Raw genomic sequence first — 19,149 nt, 5'->3', positions numbered from 1 at the left:
AATGCTGTTGAATCGTCACGCATTGCAATTTTCAATGACTGAAATCAAAAATTGCTATTTTTTAAGCTAACCAACTGTATTAAAAGCATTCAGTGGAATAATTTTCTGCACTTTTCCATTAATTATGGTTATAAATTTTGTAATGTGCTGTTTTTGCGATATTAGTCAGAATAAAGAACTGTTCATTTGTATTATTTTGATCGATAAATCTGCCATATTGCTGTAGTTCAGATCATTATTCTATAATGATCAAAATTAAGTCAGCTAAAAATTGGCAGATTTATTACTCAGCATTCTGGTACCGGTTGATGTGGGTAAATACCGGAAAGGCGGTAGCGTGCCATTGCAAAAAATGGTGGGAGGTATCGTCAGGAGGCTGGTAATTGTTGGTATGGCATGAATAAAAGGTTTTTCGTTTGACTGGAAAATTATGTTGCAGGAACGTGAGGGCTGAGGAACAAAGCGTATTCCGGCGCTGTCCGTCCTTGCTGTCACTGACACTGATGTCTGCTTTATTATCGCCTTTATCTCTTCAGGCAGCGGATGTCCGGCGTAGCGGAGATGAAGCATTTATCATTCAGCAGCAGCGTCAGGAAGCCCTTGAGCAACAACTGATGCCTTCAGCCCCTGATGTTCGCCTTTCTGCACCTGGCTCTTTTGCACGTAAGATTAATTTTCCTGTTGAAACGCCCTGTTTTCAGATTAAACAGACGGAACTGGAGGGGGCTGATGCGTTACCACACTGGCTGCCTTTACAAAAAATCGCCAACGGGGCGGTCGGGCACTGTCTGGGGGCGAAAGGAATTAATCTGCTGATGAGTACATTGCAGAACCGTCTGGTCGATCATGGTTAACCCTTTCCGGTCAGCAGATAACGCGACTGACAGAATTACCCCCGGCATATAACCTGCAGCGCAGTGCGCAGTTGCTGCAGCAACTGATGGTACTTTTCCCCGACAATCCCCATGTTCAGGAAATGGTGGATAACTGGCAGAAGAGCGTAAGGAGTCGTGCGCTCCCGGAAGAGGCGATGACGGGCTGGAATGAAGGCATGACCCGCTTACAGCAGCTGGCTGAACGCCTGAACCGTCTGGATGAACAGCGGGGAAAATACATGACGGTCAGTGAACTGAGAACGGAGGTGTTTGGCATCATGCAGGCTTTTAACCGGCATATCCCGGCGGAAGAGCAGTTACGTCGCTATGATGAAGCCCGTAACCAGAATGGCAGTGAACAGCAGCAAAAACAGGCTGAAATGGCACTGAATCAGCTGATTAATCGTTATCAGGTGGAACACGCTGGCAAACCGGAGAGGCAGCCATGATGGCTGATAAAACATGGTAATGGAAAATAAACCCAAAAGAATGCGCACACCATGGGCAATCGAAGATATTCGCTACCTTGAAACGCATTATGGCGTGAAAAAAAACGCGAAATAGCGGCATATTGCCATGGGAGGGGATATGTCTGTCAGGCTGACTTGTTTTTCTCTTAAATAGCCTTTATTTAAATTAGCCTTGGTATGAAATTAGAATCTATTAATTTTTATCAAAGGAGATTGTGTGACAATAGCAAGAGATTCTGTTAGTGGTGAAATTGTTCATGGTCATGATCTTCGGGAAATGGATGATCTTTATATACGAACAACCACTTTTGAATGCCCGTATGACAAATGTAGGATACCCGCTACTCCATGTAGCTTCAAAGAAATAAATTTAAATCAATCATACTTTCGATATAAAGAGACTCATAGGCCGGGATGTAAGATTCATGATCCTAAGAGTAAAAATAAGTGTAACTCAAAGAATAATAAAAAGCATAATTCACCACCGGCATTAGCTATATCTCTTCTGAAACTTGATGTGTCTGAAAGAAATTACGACTCTTCTGGCAGAAGAATTATCAAACAGACGCGAAATGATGAAAAAGATTTGGGAGGTAAAGTACACCCTGTGTCATCTTCAAGCATCAAACCGGTAGTAGACTACTACATTAATGGAGATAATCTCTATGAACCATTATCAATTCCCCCTTATGGAGTTAGAACTTATAAAGATACTTTTCAACTAATCATCTATAAAGAAGGAATTAGATATAATAAGCCAGCAATTTATTTTGGTAAAATTCAATCTAATATACGGCTGGAGATAAATTCGAATAGATATTACCTTACTTTTTTAGCCAGAAAGAAAGGTACCAAACAAGCATATAAACTTGAAATTGATGCTTCAGAATGGGATGAAAGTAAAAAGAGTTTTTTCTGTAGTGAGTATGAAAAACAAAGAGCAGAAGCAAATAAGTATTATAATGGACTAAAAGACAAGCGCAAAGCAACCAAATATCTTAATGTTTTCTTTTTTGGTTTTCCTGATGAGTGCGATAGTTTTTTATTTAAGACTAGTTGTTTTAAATTGATTTATATCGTTTTCTTAGATGATTTTGATGTGACTTATAATGACAAAAACTACAGCATAGAAAAAGAACAGCTAATTAGAGATGAAATTAACAAAGAACATTTGACAGATCATCAAAATAGAATAAACCTTGCTGAGGTTGCTGAGGTTGCTGAGGTTGCTGAGGTTGCTGAGGTTGCTGAGGTTGCTGAGGTTGCTGAGGTTGCTGAGGTTGCTGAGGTTGCTGAGGTTGCTGAGGTTGCTGAGGTTGCTGAGGTTGCTGAGGTTGCTGAGGTTGCTGAGGTTGCTGAGGTTGCTGATTTTGACAAGAGCGAATTTAACCCTTCGGATTCTGATAGGAAAATATGGACTGGGATAAGAAAGCTTATTTCATTCTTTAAAAAATAGATCTATAGCAGTCATCATATTGGATTATTGGTGAAGTGGTACACTGAATTTGCCCACCTGAACAGAGTTGGTTTTATCAAACTTGTAGTTTACTCAATGACGTAAAAATTGGTGATGTAAAGGATATAAAAATGTGGTCAGACAAAGAGTCATCAGAAGACTACCTAAATTTTGGTGAAGTATCTCAGTTAGCCGTGGATGTACTTACCACGAAAGATATGTTACCAGTATCTATCGGAATTTTTGGAAACTGGGGGGCAGGTAAATCCTCTCTGTTAAAACTGATAGAGCAAAAACTTGAGCAAGACGACAAAGATTGGATTGTTATCAATTTTGACTCTTGGCTCTATCAGGGGTACGACGACACCCGTGCCGCACTTCTTGAAGTCATCGCTACAGAATTGACAAAAGCTGCTGAAGGTAATTCAGCCCTTATATCAAAAACTAAGAGACTCCTTAGTCGAGTTGATGGTTTTAGAGCTATGGGATTACTAGCTGAGGGTACAGCTTTAATGGCAGGATTACCTACTGGCGGTTTGCTTTCTAGGGGGATTGGTGCATTAAGAAATATCACCGATGGCATCCAGAGCCAGGAAGAGTATGAGGCTTTAGGCAATATAGCTAAAGAAGGTAAAGAAACTGCTTGTGGTTTGATTAAACCACAAACAAAAAAAAGCCCCCCTCAGCAGATTGATGCCTTTCGTAAGGAATATGGGGAAATTCTAGAAGAACTTGGAAAGCCACTCATTGTGGTAATAGATAACCTAGACCGCTGTCTCCCTGCCAATGCTATCCATACACTTGAAGCTATCAGGCTATTCCTTTTCTTGACTAATACAGCCTTTATTATTGCAGCAGATGAGGACATGATTCGCTCTTCTGTGGCTGATTACTTCAAAGGGGCATCACAGCGCCATCAAATAGATTATCTGGATAAGCTAATCCAGGTTCCTATTCGGGTGCCTAAGGCTGGGGTCCGTGAGATCCGTTCGTATCTGTTCATGCTTTATGCCATTGAACATGGCTTAGAAGGCGAAAAAATAACTATGCTCCGTGAGGGCTTAGAGAAGGCGTTACAGCAATCCTGGAAAGATGAACCAATCTCACGTCAGGAGGCCTTAAAAATGACTGGTGAAGCGGATGATAGCAACCTCGCGCTGGCGTTTGCGCGTGCTGACCGTATTGCTCCCATTTTAGCCAACTCTCCAATTATTCATGGTAATCCCAGGATCGTTAAACGCTTGTTGAATGTTGTGAAAATGCGATCTCAAATTGCGAAGCGACGAGCAATGCCTTTGGATGAAGCAATTATTACTAAGCTAGTAATTTTTGAACGCTGTGTTGGAGTGGATGGCACCGCTGATTTATATCATCTCGTGGATATTGAACAAGGTGTTCCCCAGATACTTAAACAGCTTGACGATAATGGCGGTCAAATACCTACTGATGCACCAAAGACATGGACTGATAGTCCAACGACTAAATCTTTCATCAGTCAATGGGCCCAACTTGAACCTCGTCTTGGTGGGATTGACTTAAGGGCCGCCATATATCTGTCCCGAGAAACTATGCCAATAGGTGCATATGTGGTTGGTTTATCGCCATCTGGACGGGAAGTACTAAATGCACTAATTGAATTGAAAAACACTAGTTCTCCTACAGCAGAAAACCTTTTGAAAGCACTTCCTCGTGAGGAGCAAATACCTGTAATGGAAGGTTTAATTAACCAGTTACGGCAGGTATCAGATTGGGATCGTAAGCCCAGAGGCTTTTCCGGTGCATGTCTGTTGGCCCGCTACTCAACAGATGCAGCCAGCATATTAATTCGTTATCTACAGGAATTACAGTTGGGGATGAAACGACCAGCGTGGATGACTGCAGCATTAAAAGATGAACAATGGAATAAGGACGCTTAATGGGAACATCACAATCAAGTAAAGGTCCAGGAGGTGGCTCTCCGCTGGTTCCACCATGGGCTGATGATCAGCCACAGCAACCGTTACCCTCGCCGCAAGAAAGGAGGTTTGCGCCATTTCGAGAATCGTTGGGAAATGCGGTATCAAATGGAAATCGAGCAGATTTCAGAAAAGCCATAGGGCACTACGCGCGAAAAGCCTCCGGAGGGAGCAGTAACGCTGCTCGGCGATTAGGGAGTGTCACGCAAGCTGGGGCCGAATTATTTGGGGCTTTAGTGGGAATGCCTTCGGCTCCCGGAGAACCAAGCATCGATTTGGGCAGTTTGGCAGGCCTTCCATGCGAAATAGCAATATCAACTATTGCTCAAGCTTTAACATCACAGGATGGTGACTCAGAAAAGATCTGTGCGGCCATGAACCATGCTTTAGTGGAGGCTCTTGATGGCGTAGAAATTTTCGATCCTCAAAAAATAACTGATGGTGTGATTGTTGACACAATGATTGGTTATCTAGCGGAAAGTATTTTCCTTCAGATGGTAATGGATTCTAATAGGGCATGGAACAAAGCAGATACACCTTCAAAGGCAATTCATGCAGAAATTGAACTCCGGGAATTGATTAAAGTTGTTGTTGATAAACATATGGCACCAAAACTTGCCGGTAACATAAGATCGTTCACACGAAACCAAATGGTAAAAATTGAACGTCAGGCCATTATTGAGGCCTGGCAAGAATGGGAGGCATACCAGTGACACAATTAGTTTTCCATCATAAACATCACCATTTGCCGCCAGCAAGTGAGAAAGTGTTACCTGTTCAGCTATATGGATTAAGTGGTCAGAGGCGCGGAGATATATCTGTTATCGGGAATCCTGCGATTGATCGGATCAGACGTTTGGGAGTACAGCTTCCAGCTAAGGTCATGGATTTTCTGAGTGTTGCATTAGCAGTAACTGCAGCAGATACTTTCGTTCAGCGTGAAAGTTCCGAGGATGGTTGGACCCGCCAATTGTCGTTACGACTCCCCCTTCATGAACCATCCAGATGGATTAGTCTAAAGAAAGAACTTGAGAGTGCTTTGCATTTTCTTAGTGGAGACATCTGGGATTTCGAATTTTGTGACGATGGTTATGCACCGCCAGAGCCTTATAGCCAGCATTCAAGGCATCGTCTGATTAAGCTAAAAGGGCTTGACTGTGTCAGCTTATTTTCAGGAGGTCTGGATTCAGCTATTGGTGCAATAGATCTTCTGGCTGCAGGGCGCGCTCCACTTTTGGTTAGTCATGCTTATAAGGGGGACAAGTCTCGTCAAGATCAGATCGCTGAAAAATTAAGTGGCCAATTTTCGCGCTTTGAGATTAATGCTGACCCACACATTTATCAAGGCGTGACTGATATTACGATGCGAACTCGTAGCCTCAATTTTCTTGCCTTTGCGGCCGTAGGTGCTTGTGCCGTACAAGAGATATCTCAACAAGAAAAGATTGATTTGTTCGTACCTGAAAATGGATTTATCTCATTAAATGCACCACTTACTCCACGGCGGATAGGTTCGCTGAGCACACGAACAACACATCCACATTTTATTACGAGCATACAAAAGATCTTTGATGCGCTCGGTATTTCTTGTCAAATAATCAATCCATATCAGTTTAAGACAAAAGGAAAAATGATCTCCGAATGTTCAAATAAGCAGCTCTTATCTAAAATTGTGGAAAGTACAGTATCCTGCAGTCATTGGAAACGAATGGGGCAGCAATGTGGGGTATGTATACCGTGTATCATTCGACGAGCATCACTTCATGCAGGGGGAATTAGTAGAGATGTTGAATATATTTTCCAGTCCTTAGCTAAAGTAATGAATGAAATAGATCGCAGGGACGACCTGATCGCCCTTAGGATTGCGATCACGCAGAAATCGACTTTGAAAATAGGTACATGGATTGCCAAAAGTGGCCCTTTGCCTACGGCAGAATTTGATAATTTCAAGCAAGTATTTAAGGATGGCCTAGATGAGGTTGAAAGCTATTTACTGAGTGAGAACATAGTATGAGCATCGATATGCACTGTCATCTAGACTTATATCCTCGGCCAGACCTCGTGGCTGAAGAAAGTAAGCGTCGAGGGACTTATATTCTGTCGGTGACAACAACACCTAAAGCATGGCATGGTACTTCTTTATTGGCTAAAGAAAGTCAACGAATCCGAACTGCTCTTGGGCTACATCCTCAAATCGCGCATCAAAGATCGCATGAGTTAGACCTGTTTGATTCATTGCTTTCGGAAACTAAGTATGTAGGGGAAATAGGGCTTGATGGTGGACAGGGATTTAAAGAACATTGGGATATTCAATTGAAAGTGTTCCGACACATTCTCAACAGTGTAAATCGGGCTGGTGGCAAGATTATGACTATCCATAGTCGGGGAAGTGCATCAGCGGTGCTTGATGAGATTGAAAATATCGATGGGGTGGCAATATTGCATTGGTTCACTGGAACACCTAAGCAGCTTGAAAGGGCAATTGATTTAGGATGCTGGTTCTCAGTGGGGCCTGCTATGCTCGATACAATAAAGGGTAAGGCCTTAGTTTTGAAAATACCCAAATCACGCATTCTTACAGAAACAGATGGGCCATTTGCTAAGTTTCGTAATGACCCACTAATGCCATGGGATAGTGGGATTGCAGAGAAACAGTTAGCCGCATTATGGGGGATTAGTCAGATGGAGGTTAATGCTCAGCTAGTTGATAATTTTAAGGTATTATGTACATCATAAGAATGAAAAACTTAGATATGCATTTACAGTTCAATTCATTTTTCGTCATCAGTTAATTACACATAAAATTAAAAGTAAGAATATATCTACCCTGTGAATGAGTAAGGCGGATTTATATAGTTTGTAATTAGTTTAAATGTAAGCAGTTCGTCAGAGTGCGTATTCCGCTCTATTCGATCACGGATTGGCCGTTATGACCCGATCTCGATGGAAGTTATTGGGTGATCCCCTTCCATGAAAATATGCACCGAAGCTCCCGCAGAGGTTTCCGTGGGCGAAGGCATGATTCTGTCCGAGAGCCGGATGTGTTAGAAGCGCATGTCCGCTTCGATGAGCGGGGTGTGGAAACAGGATTTATGGTCAGGACAGTAAGGCACCGCCAATCGAAAGAGGCGGCAACAGATATGCCTGACCTGTAAAATTACCGCGCCACATCTTGACTCTACCCGTTTTCCAAGCGCCCCCCCTTATAGAACGTACACTGGATGGTGATACCGGCTATACATCGCATATTTGACAGTCAGCTTGCTGAATTTTTCATTGGCTGCAGCATCAGGGCGTTTTCCAGATGACAGCTATAGTAAAAATGATCGCCAGACTGGCGAGAAAGCAGAGCGAAAGCGGGATTTTGTCCTTCAGTGTCAGGTTCAGCTCTTCTTCAACCCATGTTTTTTCAAATTCACAGTAAAATTTATAATGTGCGTACCAGTTACTTCCGAAGATCTGTTTGCTGATGACCGTGCCGTAAAACCGGGACATGATAGCGTCGATGGATTGTTGTGTACGCTGATAGTCAAAGTTTGCATCGCTTTTTACGTTGCGGTAGATGACTTCAAGTTCATTAAAAATTTTGGTCTGCTCAATCCCCGCACTTTCATAACTCTGCTTTTCCGAGTCATAAAACTGAATGTACATTGTAGCAACACCAAATATAATTAATATCGCGGAAATGACGTTTGTGGCCAGCTCAGGAATAAAAAGGGCGAACACACCGACAGCAAGAGAAATAAAGCTAATCCAACCGGATGCCTTACAAATCAGATCATAGGTGGCAAAGTTTTTCTTAGCGCCAAATCCAACGTTATAACCATGTCGGGCGATTAATTTCAGCATCTCTGATTGCGTCATAAAAACCTCAGCTTATGGGAACTTCAATCTGGGCCCGGGCAACCACAACCTCATTTTTTATCACATAGCATTCTACCATGTGATCTCCGCGGAAGTCGGTAGTTTCTTTCTTCGTACAGTAGCCGCCGTCCGAAACGATTTGTCCCCGGATCATATTTCTTCTGCGTGCTTCGTCACCCACGTTCAGTACCTTCCACATAACGGTGTAGGGTTCCTCTGCCTCCATTTCTGTCAAGTCTGCCCGGAAAAGGAGAGATTTTCGAGCGGAGAGGCGGAATCTTCTGATAAGCATCTCCCTCAGGCTTCTGGGAGGGAAACCATCCTGGGTTACGGTACAGTCAAGGTTGAGTGAGTACCTGATATCCACCGGATATTTATCCTCTATAAACTCTTCGGTATCGGTCCAGGGAACAGCATCTGCCGCATGCGATTCCAGACCAAGACGGGCTTCCATAATACCCACTTTACGTCTGGGGAAGGCTCGTCCGAACACTTTGCGCCAGCGGTCATTTTCACTGGCAGCCCCCTCAGCGTCTAAGGCATCACAACATAATTCATACGCGTGTTTCGCTGCCCGGCCAAACCAGGGAGATTTAACACGTACATGCTGATTACTGCCTAACGCGAGATACCTTTCCTTTCTCTCCTCATTTGACAGATATTCAAAAAAGTCTCTGGCGAGGGCTCCCAGGCTGCCATTTCCGGTATTGTCATAATCTGATGTTGATGAAAGAAAGCGATACGCTAGTGTGTCTATCAGTAAGCCACCCATATTGACGCCATGCAGGTTCTTCCAGGCTCTGATCATTTTACACAGCTTGCGCAGATTATTGGATTTATCTCGCGAAAATGCGGTCATGGCCGCCTTTTCGTGAAGAGGTTTTGTAATGCGCCATGCTCCTCCATTATAGCTTTCAGGGAATTTAAAGCTGTCATCATCCTGTCTGAATACAGGTTGAACCTCGACATAAAAGTTTTTAAAGATGATCTGAACAACCAGTCTGTCCTTTTTCACAGTCTGGTCAGGATATTCTTCCGCCAGAATGTTTCTGACATCTGTAAGCAATGCAGACTGACCATTATCCTTACGGTTATAATATTCATACTGATTGGGGGGCATAATATAAAGCATATCCAGATCGGATATGCCTTTTATTGCGGTATGTCTGCCTACTGACCCCACTTTCAAGCGGTTTGCTACCCGGGAACTCGTTCCTCTGAACGCAAGATTTAATGACTTGGTTATTTTTCGATAGTGATAGCTGATCTTTTTTGCCTGTTTGAGGTCAAGATTCAAATTTTCAAGAAATTCGCTGAACAATTCCCTGTGGCTCATGGTGTTTCCTTTGGCATGTGAAACATTAGCTTACATTATCATTACACCTTATAAAAACCAAGATCTTGGGAGGTGAGCGTTCTGCATGGCTTTATGACTTAAACGTAAGCGTTAACGGAGTGCCGTATTGACGCTTATTTATTGGTGAGTACTACGTTCCATGGCAGGAGTTCGTCAACTCGGTTGGAAGGCCATTCCGGCAGTACGCTCAGGATATGGCGCAGATACGCTTCCGGATCGATATCGTTCAGTCGGCAGGTGCCGATCAGCCCGTACAACAGTGCTCCTCGCTCGCCGCCGTGATCGCTGCCGAAGAACATAATGAATCGCCACGGATAATCTAGACACTTCCGAGCCGTTGATAATACTGGTTTTCATATTCTGTCGGTGACATCTGTTCGCTAGAACCATGCCGACGCTTACTGTTATAAAACATTTCGATGTAATCAAAAATATCACTGCGGGCTTCTTCCCGCGTTCCGTAGATCTTTTTCTTTATCCGTTCACGTTTCAACAACTGGAAAAAACTTTCTGCAACCGCATTATCATGGCAGTTACCGCGACGGCTCATGCTACCCTCCAGGCCGTGTGATTTCAGGAACGACTGCCACTCATGGCTTGTGTACTGACTGCCCTGATCCGAATGAACCAGCACCTGTTTTTCGGGATTACGCCGCCATACAGCCATCAGCAGTGCGTTCAGGACAATGTCCTTTGTCATCCGGGATTGCATGGACCAGCCGATAATTTTGCGTGAGAACAGATCAACAACAACGGCAAGATACAGCCAGCCTTCGTGGGTCCTGATGTAGGTTATGTCCGTTACCCAACGCTCATCAGGAGCATCCGGATTGAACTGTCGCTGGAGCCTGTTGGGTGACATGATACTGGCCTCGCCTTTACGTGCCCGCGGGCTTCGGTATCCGACCTGAGCCTTTATTCCGACACGTTTCATCAGTCTCCAGACTCTGTTTACTCCGCACTGTTGCCCGCTGTCACGCAGATCCAGATTAACCATAGACGCATCCCGATTCCAGCCAGAACTGTTTAATCTGTCCTGTCAGTCTCAGGTCTGCCTGATGGCGTTGTGAATGCGGCTGCTGAAGCCAGGCGTAAAAACCACTGGGATGAACATCCAGCACCCGGCAGAGCAGGCGAACAGGCCAGCAACAGGTGTTGTCACGGATAAAGGCGTACCTCAGTCGGACAGCTTTGCGAAGTACGCCGCCTTTTTTAATATTTCATTCTCCATTTCAATGCGTTGTAGCTTTTTCCTCAGCTTACGTATTTCGATTTGTTCTGGTGTTATCGGAGAGGCTTTTGGTGTTTTGCCCTGACGCTCATCACGCAGTTGTTTGACCCATCTTGTCATTGTGGAAAGGCCAACATCCATAGCTTTGGCGGCATCTGCCACCGTGTATTTCTGGTCAACAACCAGTTGAGCGGATTCGCGTTTAAACTCTGCGCTAAAATTTCTTTTTTTCATTGGAGCACCTGTGTTGTTCTGAGGTGAGCATATCACCTCTGTTCAGGTGGCCAAATTCAGTGTGCCACTTCAAGCCGGGAGCGGCGTCAGCCAGTCTCCCTTTACCCGCGCTTTTTCGGAAAGCCCACCCCAATGTTTTTCTCCTACACCCCAGCCGGTCAGCAGGACCTTATCCCCGGTCTGATATTCAGGATGTGAGCTGGCGGACACTGTACCGGCAAAATCAATGCCTGGCACCATTGGAAAGTGCCGGACGATAGGCCCGCGGCCCGTAATAGCCAGTGCGTCTTTGTAGTTGATAGATGAACAGTCGACATTGACCTCCACATCCCCCTGTGGCAGCTCGCTTTCAGCGATTTCAGCAATTTGGGCACTGTGGCGACCATACATCTTACTGATTAATAAGGATTTAAACATTTTTTTCTCGTCTTTCTGGTTTGATGTCATTGAGCTATAAAGTAGTCAATAAACAATATTGACCGATCGTCTAATAATCAACGCTGATATCCCAGTGTTTGTCAGAAAACACGAATTGCTTTTCTTTTCATCAGGTTAAATCTATCTTTTTTGATTTATATCAAACCAGATTCGGTCTTCAATTATATAGGCATCAATGTTAGCGGTCCTACAAGATACGCAGTCGATGCTTCAGGGCGTACTGATGAAATAAAACAAGTAGGCTGAGATTAGTTGGTCTGCTCATCGCTCACAGCGGACCTTCAGCTTCGTTAGCCAAGCGCTGACATAGTTACCGATGTAGCGTGTTAATCTGTCGGGAGCATAGCCGAAATCACTTAACCCATTAGACTTCACCTAAAACTGCAAAAATTACCGTCTTTGTCACACTCACCGAGTTTAATCAAACTAACACTGTACATAGTGCGAACAAGAGCCAACCAGAAAGACTGTTCAGCATCAACAGTGAAGTTTTTCCCCGCCACTTCCCCGCAATTCTTCCGCAGTTTTCCCACTAGAGAGTTCGACACATCCCTTGCATACCAACGCTTTGATTCAAATCTCGGTAGTGCATCCAATTAGTAGAATATGTGTTTTTCGATAAATGCTCCGATCACTTTTTCGTGGATCTCAACTGAGCGTGAGAAGCAGATTGTTTACGAGCCAACCGCTTAATGTGGGTGCGTAGCGTCAGATTATTACGCTCAATGCGTTGGGTGAATATTTTGCCGGTCAGATGCTTATTCTTCGGCACCACCCGGCCATAGCTGTCCCAGTCATCGCTGGTGAGTATGCCGATGTTGAAGGGTGTAAGCAGTGCCAGTAGCTCCCGGCACGTTTGATCGGTTCGGGGACCAAAAGTGTAGGCCAGTACACCGCCTGTTTTGGTGTTGTACGCGTACCAGAGCCAGTGTAGCCGGGCTTTACTGCCAACGTAGCTCCATTGCTCATCAAGCTCGCAGATAAGCGCCACATCAGCATGGGCAACAGGCGAAGAAGTTATTTGCGTTGGTGCGAGTTTTTTAAAGTCCGGATGATGGTGTTAATACCAATTTTCAGTGTCCTGGCGGTATCGCGAACCCCGGCACCATTAAAGGCCATTTCAGTGATCATCTCTTTCATACCCGGCTTACGTGCTTGATAAGTATAAGTGAGCTGAAACACACGGTGGCAGTCACGGCAGCGAAATCTGTCACGGCCTTTAGGGTTCTGACCATGGCGGTAAACCTGAGCTGACTGACAACGGGGACAATGAATATTAACGCTGGCCATGAGATAACCTCAAAAGCCCGTATTATACATCAGATTCAAGCAATTAGAGGCATCACCCTTTCCTACATTCGTAGGACTTTGATTACATATAGCAAGGGTTAATTCTTATATACATAGAATAAATTAGGAATATAATGAATTTTATCGTGACGACCTTATTTATAATTAATTTATATCGTCAGAGAAATTAGTGTCCACAACATGAAGCCTTACAAAGAGATTCTATGATTTAAAAAAAATAAGAGCCAGCTTATGCATATCGATTCGACTGAAAAAAATAATAAACAAAAGTTGGGCTTGCTTGCGCTAACATCCATTGTCGTGAGCTCGATGATCGGCAGCGGCGTTGACGGACTCCCCCAGAATATGGCGGAGAATTCTGCCGTGGGCCCGGTGGCGATAGCATGGATAGTCTGTGGTATCGGCATGTTTTTCATCTCCAGAACTTTTATCGTGCTGTCAAACATTAGACCTGATCTCCAGTCAGGAGTTTATATGTATGCCCGGGAAGGGTTCGGCCGATTTACGGCATTTAACGTCGCCTGGGGCTACTGGCTGATGACTATATTCAGCAACGTCGCCTTTGCCATTATGGTGATGGATACGCTGAATTATTTCTTACCAGGTGATTTCAAGGGAGGGAATAATATTCCTTCCGTTATCGGTGCCTCTTTGCTGATATGGGGATTCAACTTTTTAGTCCTCTCCGGTACCCGCATTGCCGGGTCGATTAACATCGTCGGCACGCTGGCCAAACTGATCCCGCTGGTGGCCTTTATTATTATTCTCATGCTGTTTATGAAGTACACCACGTTCGCAGATAACGTCTGGGGGCACAGCGCGAGTAAGGCCAGTCAGGACCTAGGCTCTATTTTCTCACAGGTAACTTCACCGCTTAGCGTGGCACTCTGGAGCTTCATCGGCGTTGAGGGGGCTGTCGCTCTTTCCGGTCGGGCCAAAAATAAACGCGACGTGGGTAAAGCCACATTCATTGGCTTCGTTGTATCACTGATTATCTGTCTGCTGGTCTCCATCCTGCCGTTTGGCGTGCTGACTCAACATGAGCTCAGCGCAATTCCAACCCCATCCACCGCCGGTATTCTGAAGATTGTTGTCGGTGAATGGGGGAAGATTATGATTATCTTGGGGGTGCTGATTTCGGTGCTTACCAGCTGGCTGGCGTGGACCATCATCTGCGCCGAACTGCCTATGGTGGCCGCGCAGAACGGCACATTCCCGAAACCGTTCAGCAAAAAAAATGTGAAGGGTTCGGCCTCGGTTTCGCTTTATATAAGCAGTGCGTTTATGCAAATCGTCGTACTTCTGGTCTACTTTTCTAACGATGCCTGGCTTGCAATGCTGGCTATCTCTACCCTGACCGTTTTACCTGCGTATTTAATGACCACGGCATACCTGTTTAAACTATGTATTAGCGGCGAGTATGCCAGCTATACCACGAATCACAGCCGCAGCGCCGCGCTGGTCAGCAGTATTATCGGCTTTGTATTCTGCCTGTTTATGTTCTACGCCAGTGAAATCAAATATCTGGCGATGGTTCCGGTGCTGCTTACGCTGGGCGTGCCCCTGTTTATCTGGGCAAGAAAAAAAGACGATCGCGCAGATAAAATATTTACGCTACGCGAACTGGCATTTTTTATTTTACTGCTGGTCCTCGACATCATTGTTTTTATTCTACTGCATTATAAAACGATACATTTTTAGTCCAGATTAATTCACAGCAAGTTAAGGTGACGATAATGTCTGTTTCTTGGGCATGACATCCTCACAGTTAAATACTATCTGAACAGTAACAGTGGAGACACCTAATGAAATTTAACCACAATCTTTTATTTATTTCCTCACAATATCTTGATGGCGACAACCCTTCGCAGCAGGTACTGGAAGAGCTTCAAACCGAACTCGCGGAACGCGGTTTTAAAATTCATATCACGCACCAGATCTCTGATGGATTAAAAATCATCGAAAAAAGCCCCCAATACAGCGGGATTGGTTTTTACTGGGAGCCAGACAATCCGACCTTTGCAGAAGAGCTACAGCACTTTATCAGCATATTCCGCAAAAGAAATGCCACGACGCCGCTGATAATTTTCTCAGAACAGAATATTACCGATCGTATCCCACTCGACGTCTTAAAAGAGGTCAGCGAATATGTTTATCTGTTCTCTGAATCCGCAGCCTTCACTGCCAATCGACTGTACTCCTTAGTCCACCGCTATGCGGATAAGCTTCTTCCTCCCTACTTTAAAACCCTTAAGGACTTTACCGAGGACGGTGACTATTACTGGGACTGCCCGGGGCATATGGGGGGAATGGCCTATCTGAAACATCCTGTTGGCATTGAGTTCATTAACTTCTTTGGCGAAAACATGATGCGCGCTGATATTGGCGTGGCTACCGCGGAGATGGGGGATTATCTGATCCACGCCGGACCGCCTAAAAAATCGGAAGAAATTGCGGCCCGACTGTTTGGCTCTGATTGGACCTTCTACGGTGTTTCCGGCTCATCGGGGTCGAACCGTATTGTGGCCCAGGCTGCGGTTGGCGCAGATGAAATTGCCATTATTGACCGAAATTGCCACAAGTCACTTAATCATGGCCTGACCTTGTCTCAGGCAAGGCCGGTTTACCTGAAACCTACCCGCAACGCGTGGGGGCTGATTGGGCCTATCCCGACCGGGCGCCTGAAGAAGGCCAGTATTGATGCGCTGGTGGCAAACAGCCGACTGGCATCTGGTGCGGTCAGCCAGTCCCCGTCCTACGCCGTGGTAACCAACTGCACCTATGATGGCTTCTGTTATAACGTGAACGATGTAGTCAGACACCTGGGTGAAAGCGCACCGCGCATCCATTTTGATGAAGCATGGTATGCCTATGCGCGTTTCCATCCGCTATACCAGAGTCGCTATGCAATGGACGCGGAGGAAACGCCAAATCGTCCAACCCTATTCGCCGTACAGTCCACCCATAAAATGCTGCCCTCACTCTCCATGGCCTCAATGATTCATGTGAAGAAAAGCGATCGCGCGCCGCTTAATTTCGATGACTTTAACGATGCCTTTATGATGCACGGCACGACCTCACCCTACTACCCGATCATTGCATCAATTGATGTGGCAGTAAGCATGATGGAGGGTGAATCCGGTTATTCGCTTGTGCAGGAGTCAATTGAAGAAGCGATTGCCTTCCGTAAAGCCGTGGTCAGCGTCAAGCGCCAGCTCCAGGAGCAGGAAGGTGGTGACGCCTGGTTCTTCGATGTGCTTCAGCCAACCGAAGTGCAGGACAGCGATTCTGGGCAGCGATACAGTTTTGAAGAGGCACCCGTATCGCTGCTGAGCCACAGCGCCGACTGCTGGTCGCTGCGCTCCGGTGAGCGCTGGCACGGTTTTGCCGATGATGATCTGGTCGAAACCAACAGTATGCTCGATCCAGTAAAAGTGACCCTGACTTGTCCAGGGATCGGCCCGAAGGGAGAATACCAGAAAAACGGTATTCCGGGATATTTGCTGACCCGTTTTCTCGATGACCGTCGCATTGAAATTGCCCGTACTGGTGACTACACCGTGCTGATCCTGTTCTCCGTCGGCATCACCAAAGGCAAATGGGGAACTCTGATTGAAAGCCTGCTGGCCTTTAAAAAGCATTACGACAATGACGATCTGGCCACAGATGCTATCCCGTCGCTGAAAGCGCATTCTCCACACTACGACACGCTAACCCTCAAGGAGCTATGTCAGATAATGCATGAAAAAATGGATGAGCTGGAGCTGATGTCGCATATCAACGACGCGGTAAACACCGATCCGGAACCAGTTATGACCCCGGCAGAAGCCTATCAGAAAGTCGTACGCTACAAAACCGAGCATATCCGGCTGGATGATTTTAGCGGCAGAATTGCCGCCAGCATGCTCGTCCCATATCCCCCAGGCATTCCTGTACTGATGCCGGGCGAACGGATGCCGCAAGGTAACAAGGGCATTATTGGCTATCTGCGCGCCCTGCAGGAATTCGATAAGCAATTCCCAGGTTTTGAACATGAGATCCAGGGCGTTAACGTCGATGAAGACGGGGACTTCTGGGTCAGAGCGATTGTGGAAGAAGAACGCGATGGGCAGTCGCTACCCGGCCACATAACCTTTAAACGCCAGGTCTCTGGTATTAAAAAGGGCCGCCAGTAGGCGGGGGAAAGAACAATACCGTCGGATCGCCTGCAATCCGACGGCAATATTATAGAATAGCTGAGGGAAACGTTATGGCAGAGCAATCTTCAGATGTAAAAAATAGTGACAATAGCGCCGGAGGACATAAGCTGGGGCTTATATCCCTCATCGCTATTGTCGTTAGCTCCATGCTGGGAGGCGGCGTTTTCAGTCTGCCGCAAAACACGGCGGCCTCTTCTGCACTAGGGCCAGTAATCATTGCATGGATTATTGCCGGGATCGGTATTTATTTTATCGCAAACTCCTTTCGCGTACTATCAGATCTGCGCCCGGACCTTCAGGCTGGAGTGTATATGTATGCCCAGGAAGGTTTTGGTTCCTTTATTGGCTTTAACGTCGCCTGGGGCTACTGGCTGATGACCGCATTTGGCAACGTTGCCTTTGCGGTAATTTTAATGGATGCTTTTAATCAGTTTATGCCGGGGGTTTTTACGGATGGTAATAATCTGAACTCCATTATCTGCGGCTCAGTGCTGATCTGGGGCTATAATTTTCTTGTTCTGTCCGGGACGAAAGTGGCCGGATTTGTTAACACCTTGGGAACCATCGCCAAGCTCGTCCCTCTGATCCTATTCGTATTACTGCTGGGTGTGCTGATCGATTATTCGGACCTGTTTAAAAACTTTTGGGGAGAATCACCCGCGATCCTCAGTGGCAACGGAAATGACGCCGCACCAGTATCGCTGCTGTCTCAGATTCTGGCACCGATGACCGTAACGCTCTGGGCCTTTATTGGCGTCGAGGGAGCGGTTGTTCTATCCGGACGTGCCAAAAATAAACAGGACGTAGGGAAAGCCACACTGATCGGCTTTCTGCTGGCGCTAATTATTTATATGTTAATGTCCATTCTGCCGTTCGGTGTAATGCCTCAGGCAGAACTAGCGCAGGTCAGTAACCCCTCTACCGCAGGCGTGCTCGCCCACGTTGTCGGTCAGTGGGGCGACTGGCTGATGAGCGCGGGGCTGATTATTTCTGTTCTGGCCGGCTGGCTTGCCTGGACCATGCTATGCGCTGAAATACCGATGGTAGCAGGACAGAAAGGCGCTTTCCCGCGCGCGTTTGCCCGAACGAACAGTAAACAGGCGGCCAATGTGTCACTGTGGGTTAGTAGCTTTGTGATGCAGGCGGCCATGTTACTTGTTTATTTTTCAAATAATGCTTGGACCACCATGTATAATATCAGTGCGCTGATGGTTGTTCCGGCCTATATTACCACCACGCTGTATCTGACCAGTATTTGCAGAAACGGAAAATATGATCAGTATGCAAAAAAAGGCCGCAGGCTGGCTTTGTCCAGCGGTGTTTTAGGCTCGCTATTCTGTCTGTTTATTCTTTACGCCAGCCAGATTGAGTATGTTGCATTAATTCCTATCCTGTTGACCTGTGGTCTGCCGGTCTTTATCTGGTCAAGAAAAGAAAAAAATGATGGTCAGCCGATATTTACCAAAAAAGAGCTGATTTATCTGATTATGCTGTTGCTGTGCGATATTATCGTCGTTGCCCTGTTTATTGGTGGATATTTAAAGGTATAAGTCCGAGTTAAATCTTTACTGGGCTAGTAATGCCGCCTTTTAAACAAGAAGGGCGGCAATCTTACTGAAATTAGTATGCTGCAAATCAGTAAGTTGGCAGCATCACCCAATCTGCTGACAGACGAAGATAATGAACCCGTTATGGTTTTTAACGGAGAGAGGAATGTACTGGCAGACAGTCTGAAACCACAGCCTCTGATTCTTCCGGT

At 45.7% G+C, this 19,149-nt stretch carries 10 protein-coding genes and 6 pseudogenes; 10 read left to right on the top strand and 6 right to left on the bottom strand.

What is annotated here, in order from left to right:
• Nucleotides 1-503: 503 nt before the first annotated feature.
• The 7 genes and pseudogenes from C4F37_RS10190 to qatD all read left to right on the top strand — a co-directional run.
• A pseudogene (locus C4F37_RS10190) lies at nucleotides 504-851 on the top strand (POTRA domain-containing protein); the annotation flags it as partial.
• A pseudogene (locus C4F37_RS10185) lies at nucleotides 848-1,324 on the top strand (VasL domain-containing protein); the annotation flags it as partial. The pseudogenes C4F37_RS10190 and C4F37_RS10185, both read left to right, overlap by 4 nt.
• Nucleotides 1,325-1,562: 238 nt before the next feature.
• The gene (locus tag C4F37_RS10180; RefSeq protein ID WP_175282970.1) at nucleotides 1,563-2,801 is read left to right on the top strand and encodes a hypothetical protein; all 1,239 of its coding nucleotides are present in this window, start codon (nucleotides 1,563-1,565) and stop codon (nucleotides 2,799-2,801) included.
• Between the two features lie 131 nt (nucleotides 2,802-2,932).
• A complete protein-coding gene (locus C4F37_RS10170; RefSeq protein WP_000269403.1) occupies nucleotides 2,933-4,717 on the top strand; it encodes a KAP family P-loop NTPase fold protein in 1,785 nt (594 codons plus the stop codon).
• Nucleotides 4,717-5,469 carry a hypothetical protein gene (locus C4F37_RS10165; protein WP_000537317.1) on the top strand — a complete coding sequence of 251 codons (753 nt, stop codon included), beginning with the start codon at nucleotides 4,717-4,719 and terminating at the stop codon, nucleotides 5,467-5,469. Before C4F37_RS10170 ends, C4F37_RS10165 begins: the two co-directional genes overlap by 1 nt.
• A complete protein-coding gene (qatC, locus tag C4F37_RS10160) occupies nucleotides 5,451-6,770 on the top strand; it encodes a Qat anti-phage system QueC-like protein QatC (protein WP_000508958.1) in 1,320 nt (439 codons plus the stop codon). The genes C4F37_RS10165 and qatC overlap by 19 nt, the downstream gene beginning before the upstream one ends.
• Nucleotides 6,767-7,492: a Qat anti-phage system TatD family nuclease QatD gene (gene qatD, locus C4F37_RS10155; protein ID WP_000020778.1), complete on the top strand. Its 726-nt coding sequence runs from the start codon at nucleotides 6,767-6,769 to the stop codon at nucleotides 7,490-7,492. The genes qatC and qatD overlap by 4 nt, the downstream gene beginning before the upstream one ends.
• A gap of 552 nt (nucleotides 7,493-8,044) precedes the next feature.
• On the opposite strand, the gene C4F37_RS10145 is transcribed toward qatD, so the two are convergent.
• From C4F37_RS10145 to C4F37_RS10115, 6 genes and pseudogenes are all read right to left on the bottom strand, one after another.
• On the bottom strand, nucleotides 8,045-8,620 hold the full coding sequence (locus tag C4F37_RS10145) for an SLATT domain-containing protein (RefSeq protein ID WP_001774140.1): 576 nt from the start codon (nucleotides 8,618-8,620) through the stop codon (nucleotides 8,045-8,047).
• Between the two features lie 7 nt (nucleotides 8,621-8,627).
• Nucleotides 8,628-9,956: a nucleotide-binding domain-containing protein gene (locus C4F37_RS10140; protein WP_000019624.1), complete on the bottom strand. Its 1,329-nt coding sequence runs from the start codon at nucleotides 9,954-9,956 to the stop codon at nucleotides 8,628-8,630.
• Between the two features lie 134 nt (nucleotides 9,957-10,090).
• Nucleotides 10,091-10,276, bottom strand: a pseudogene (locus C4F37_RS10135) (transposase domain-containing protein); the annotation flags it as partial.
• Between the two features lie 20 nt (nucleotides 10,277-10,296).
• Nucleotides 10,297-11,442, bottom strand: a pseudogene (locus C4F37_RS10130) (IS3 family transposase).
• Nucleotides 11,443-11,514: 72 nt separating this feature from the next.
• Nucleotides 11,515-11,859 (bottom strand): annotated as a pseudogene (locus C4F37_RS10125) (alcohol dehydrogenase catalytic domain-containing protein); the annotation flags it as partial.
• A gap of 617 nt (nucleotides 11,860-12,476) precedes the next feature.
• Nucleotides 12,477-13,170, bottom strand: a pseudogene (locus tag C4F37_RS10115) (IS1 family transposase).
• 252 nt (nucleotides 13,171-13,422) lie between these two features.
• Between C4F37_RS10115 and C4F37_RS10110 the strand changes: the two are divergent.
• The 3 genes from C4F37_RS10110 to C4F37_RS10100 all read left to right on the top strand — a co-directional run bounded on the left by C4F37_RS10110 (nucleotide 13,423) and on the right by C4F37_RS10100 (nucleotide 18,940).
• The gene (locus tag C4F37_RS10110) at nucleotides 13,423-14,892 is read left to right on the top strand and encodes a basic amino acid/polyamine antiporter (RefSeq protein ID WP_001331566.1); all 1,470 of its coding nucleotides are present in this window, start codon (nucleotides 13,423-13,425) and stop codon (nucleotides 14,890-14,892) included.
• Between the two features lie 104 nt (nucleotides 14,893-14,996).
• Entirely contained in the window at nucleotides 14,997-17,366 is a 2,370-nt protein-coding gene (locus tag C4F37_RS10105; RefSeq protein WP_000671169.1) for an Orn/Lys/Arg decarboxylase N-terminal domain-containing protein, read from the top strand.
• A gap of 74 nt (nucleotides 17,367-17,440) precedes the next feature.
• Nucleotides 17,441-18,940 carry a basic amino acid/polyamine antiporter gene (locus tag C4F37_RS10100; RefSeq protein WP_001331567.1) on the top strand — a complete coding sequence of 500 codons (1,500 nt, stop codon included), beginning with the start codon at nucleotides 17,441-17,443 and terminating at the stop codon, nucleotides 18,938-18,940.
• The last annotated feature ends 209 nt before the right edge of the window (nucleotides 18,941-19,149 follow it).

The organism is Escherichia sp. R1 (assembly GCF_003000935.1).
Classification (GTDB): domain Bacteria; phylum Pseudomonadota; class Gammaproteobacteria; order Enterobacterales; family Enterobacteriaceae; genus Escherichia; species Escherichia coli.
The sequence above is the reverse complement of the archived record's forward strand: the minus strand, read 5'-3'. Positions and strand labels throughout refer to the sequence as shown.

Coding starts and splice junctions, on each gene's coding strand:
- C4F37_RS10170 (WP_000269403.1), top strand. CDS start 2,933: ATGTGGTCAGACAAAGAGTCATCAGAAGACTACCTAAATTTTGGTGAA.
- C4F37_RS10165 (WP_000537317.1), top strand. CDS start 4,717: ATGGGAACATCACAATCAAGTAAAGGTCCAGGAGGTGGCTCTCCGCTG.
- qatC (WP_000508958.1), top strand. CDS start 5,451: ATGGGAGGCATACCAGTGACACAATTAGTTTTCCATCATAAACATCAC.
- qatD (WP_000020778.1), top strand. CDS start 6,767: ATGAGCATCGATATGCACTGTCATCTAGACTTATATCCTCGGCCAGAC.
- C4F37_RS10145 (WP_001774140.1), bottom strand. CDS start 8,620: ATGACGCAATCAGAGATGCTGAAATTAATCGCCCGACATGGTTATAAC.
- C4F37_RS10140 (WP_000019624.1), bottom strand. CDS start 9,956: ATGAGCCACAGGGAATTGTTCAGCGAATTTCTTGAAAATTTGAATCTT.
- C4F37_RS10110 (WP_001331566.1), top strand. CDS start 13,423: ATGCATATCGATTCGACTGAAAAAAATAATAAACAAAAGTTGGGCTTG.
- C4F37_RS10105 (WP_000671169.1), top strand. CDS start 14,997: ATGAAATTTAACCACAATCTTTTATTTATTTCCTCACAATATCTTGAT.
- C4F37_RS10100 (WP_001331567.1), top strand. CDS start 17,441: ATGGCAGAGCAATCTTCAGATGTAAAAAATAGTGACAATAGCGCCGGA.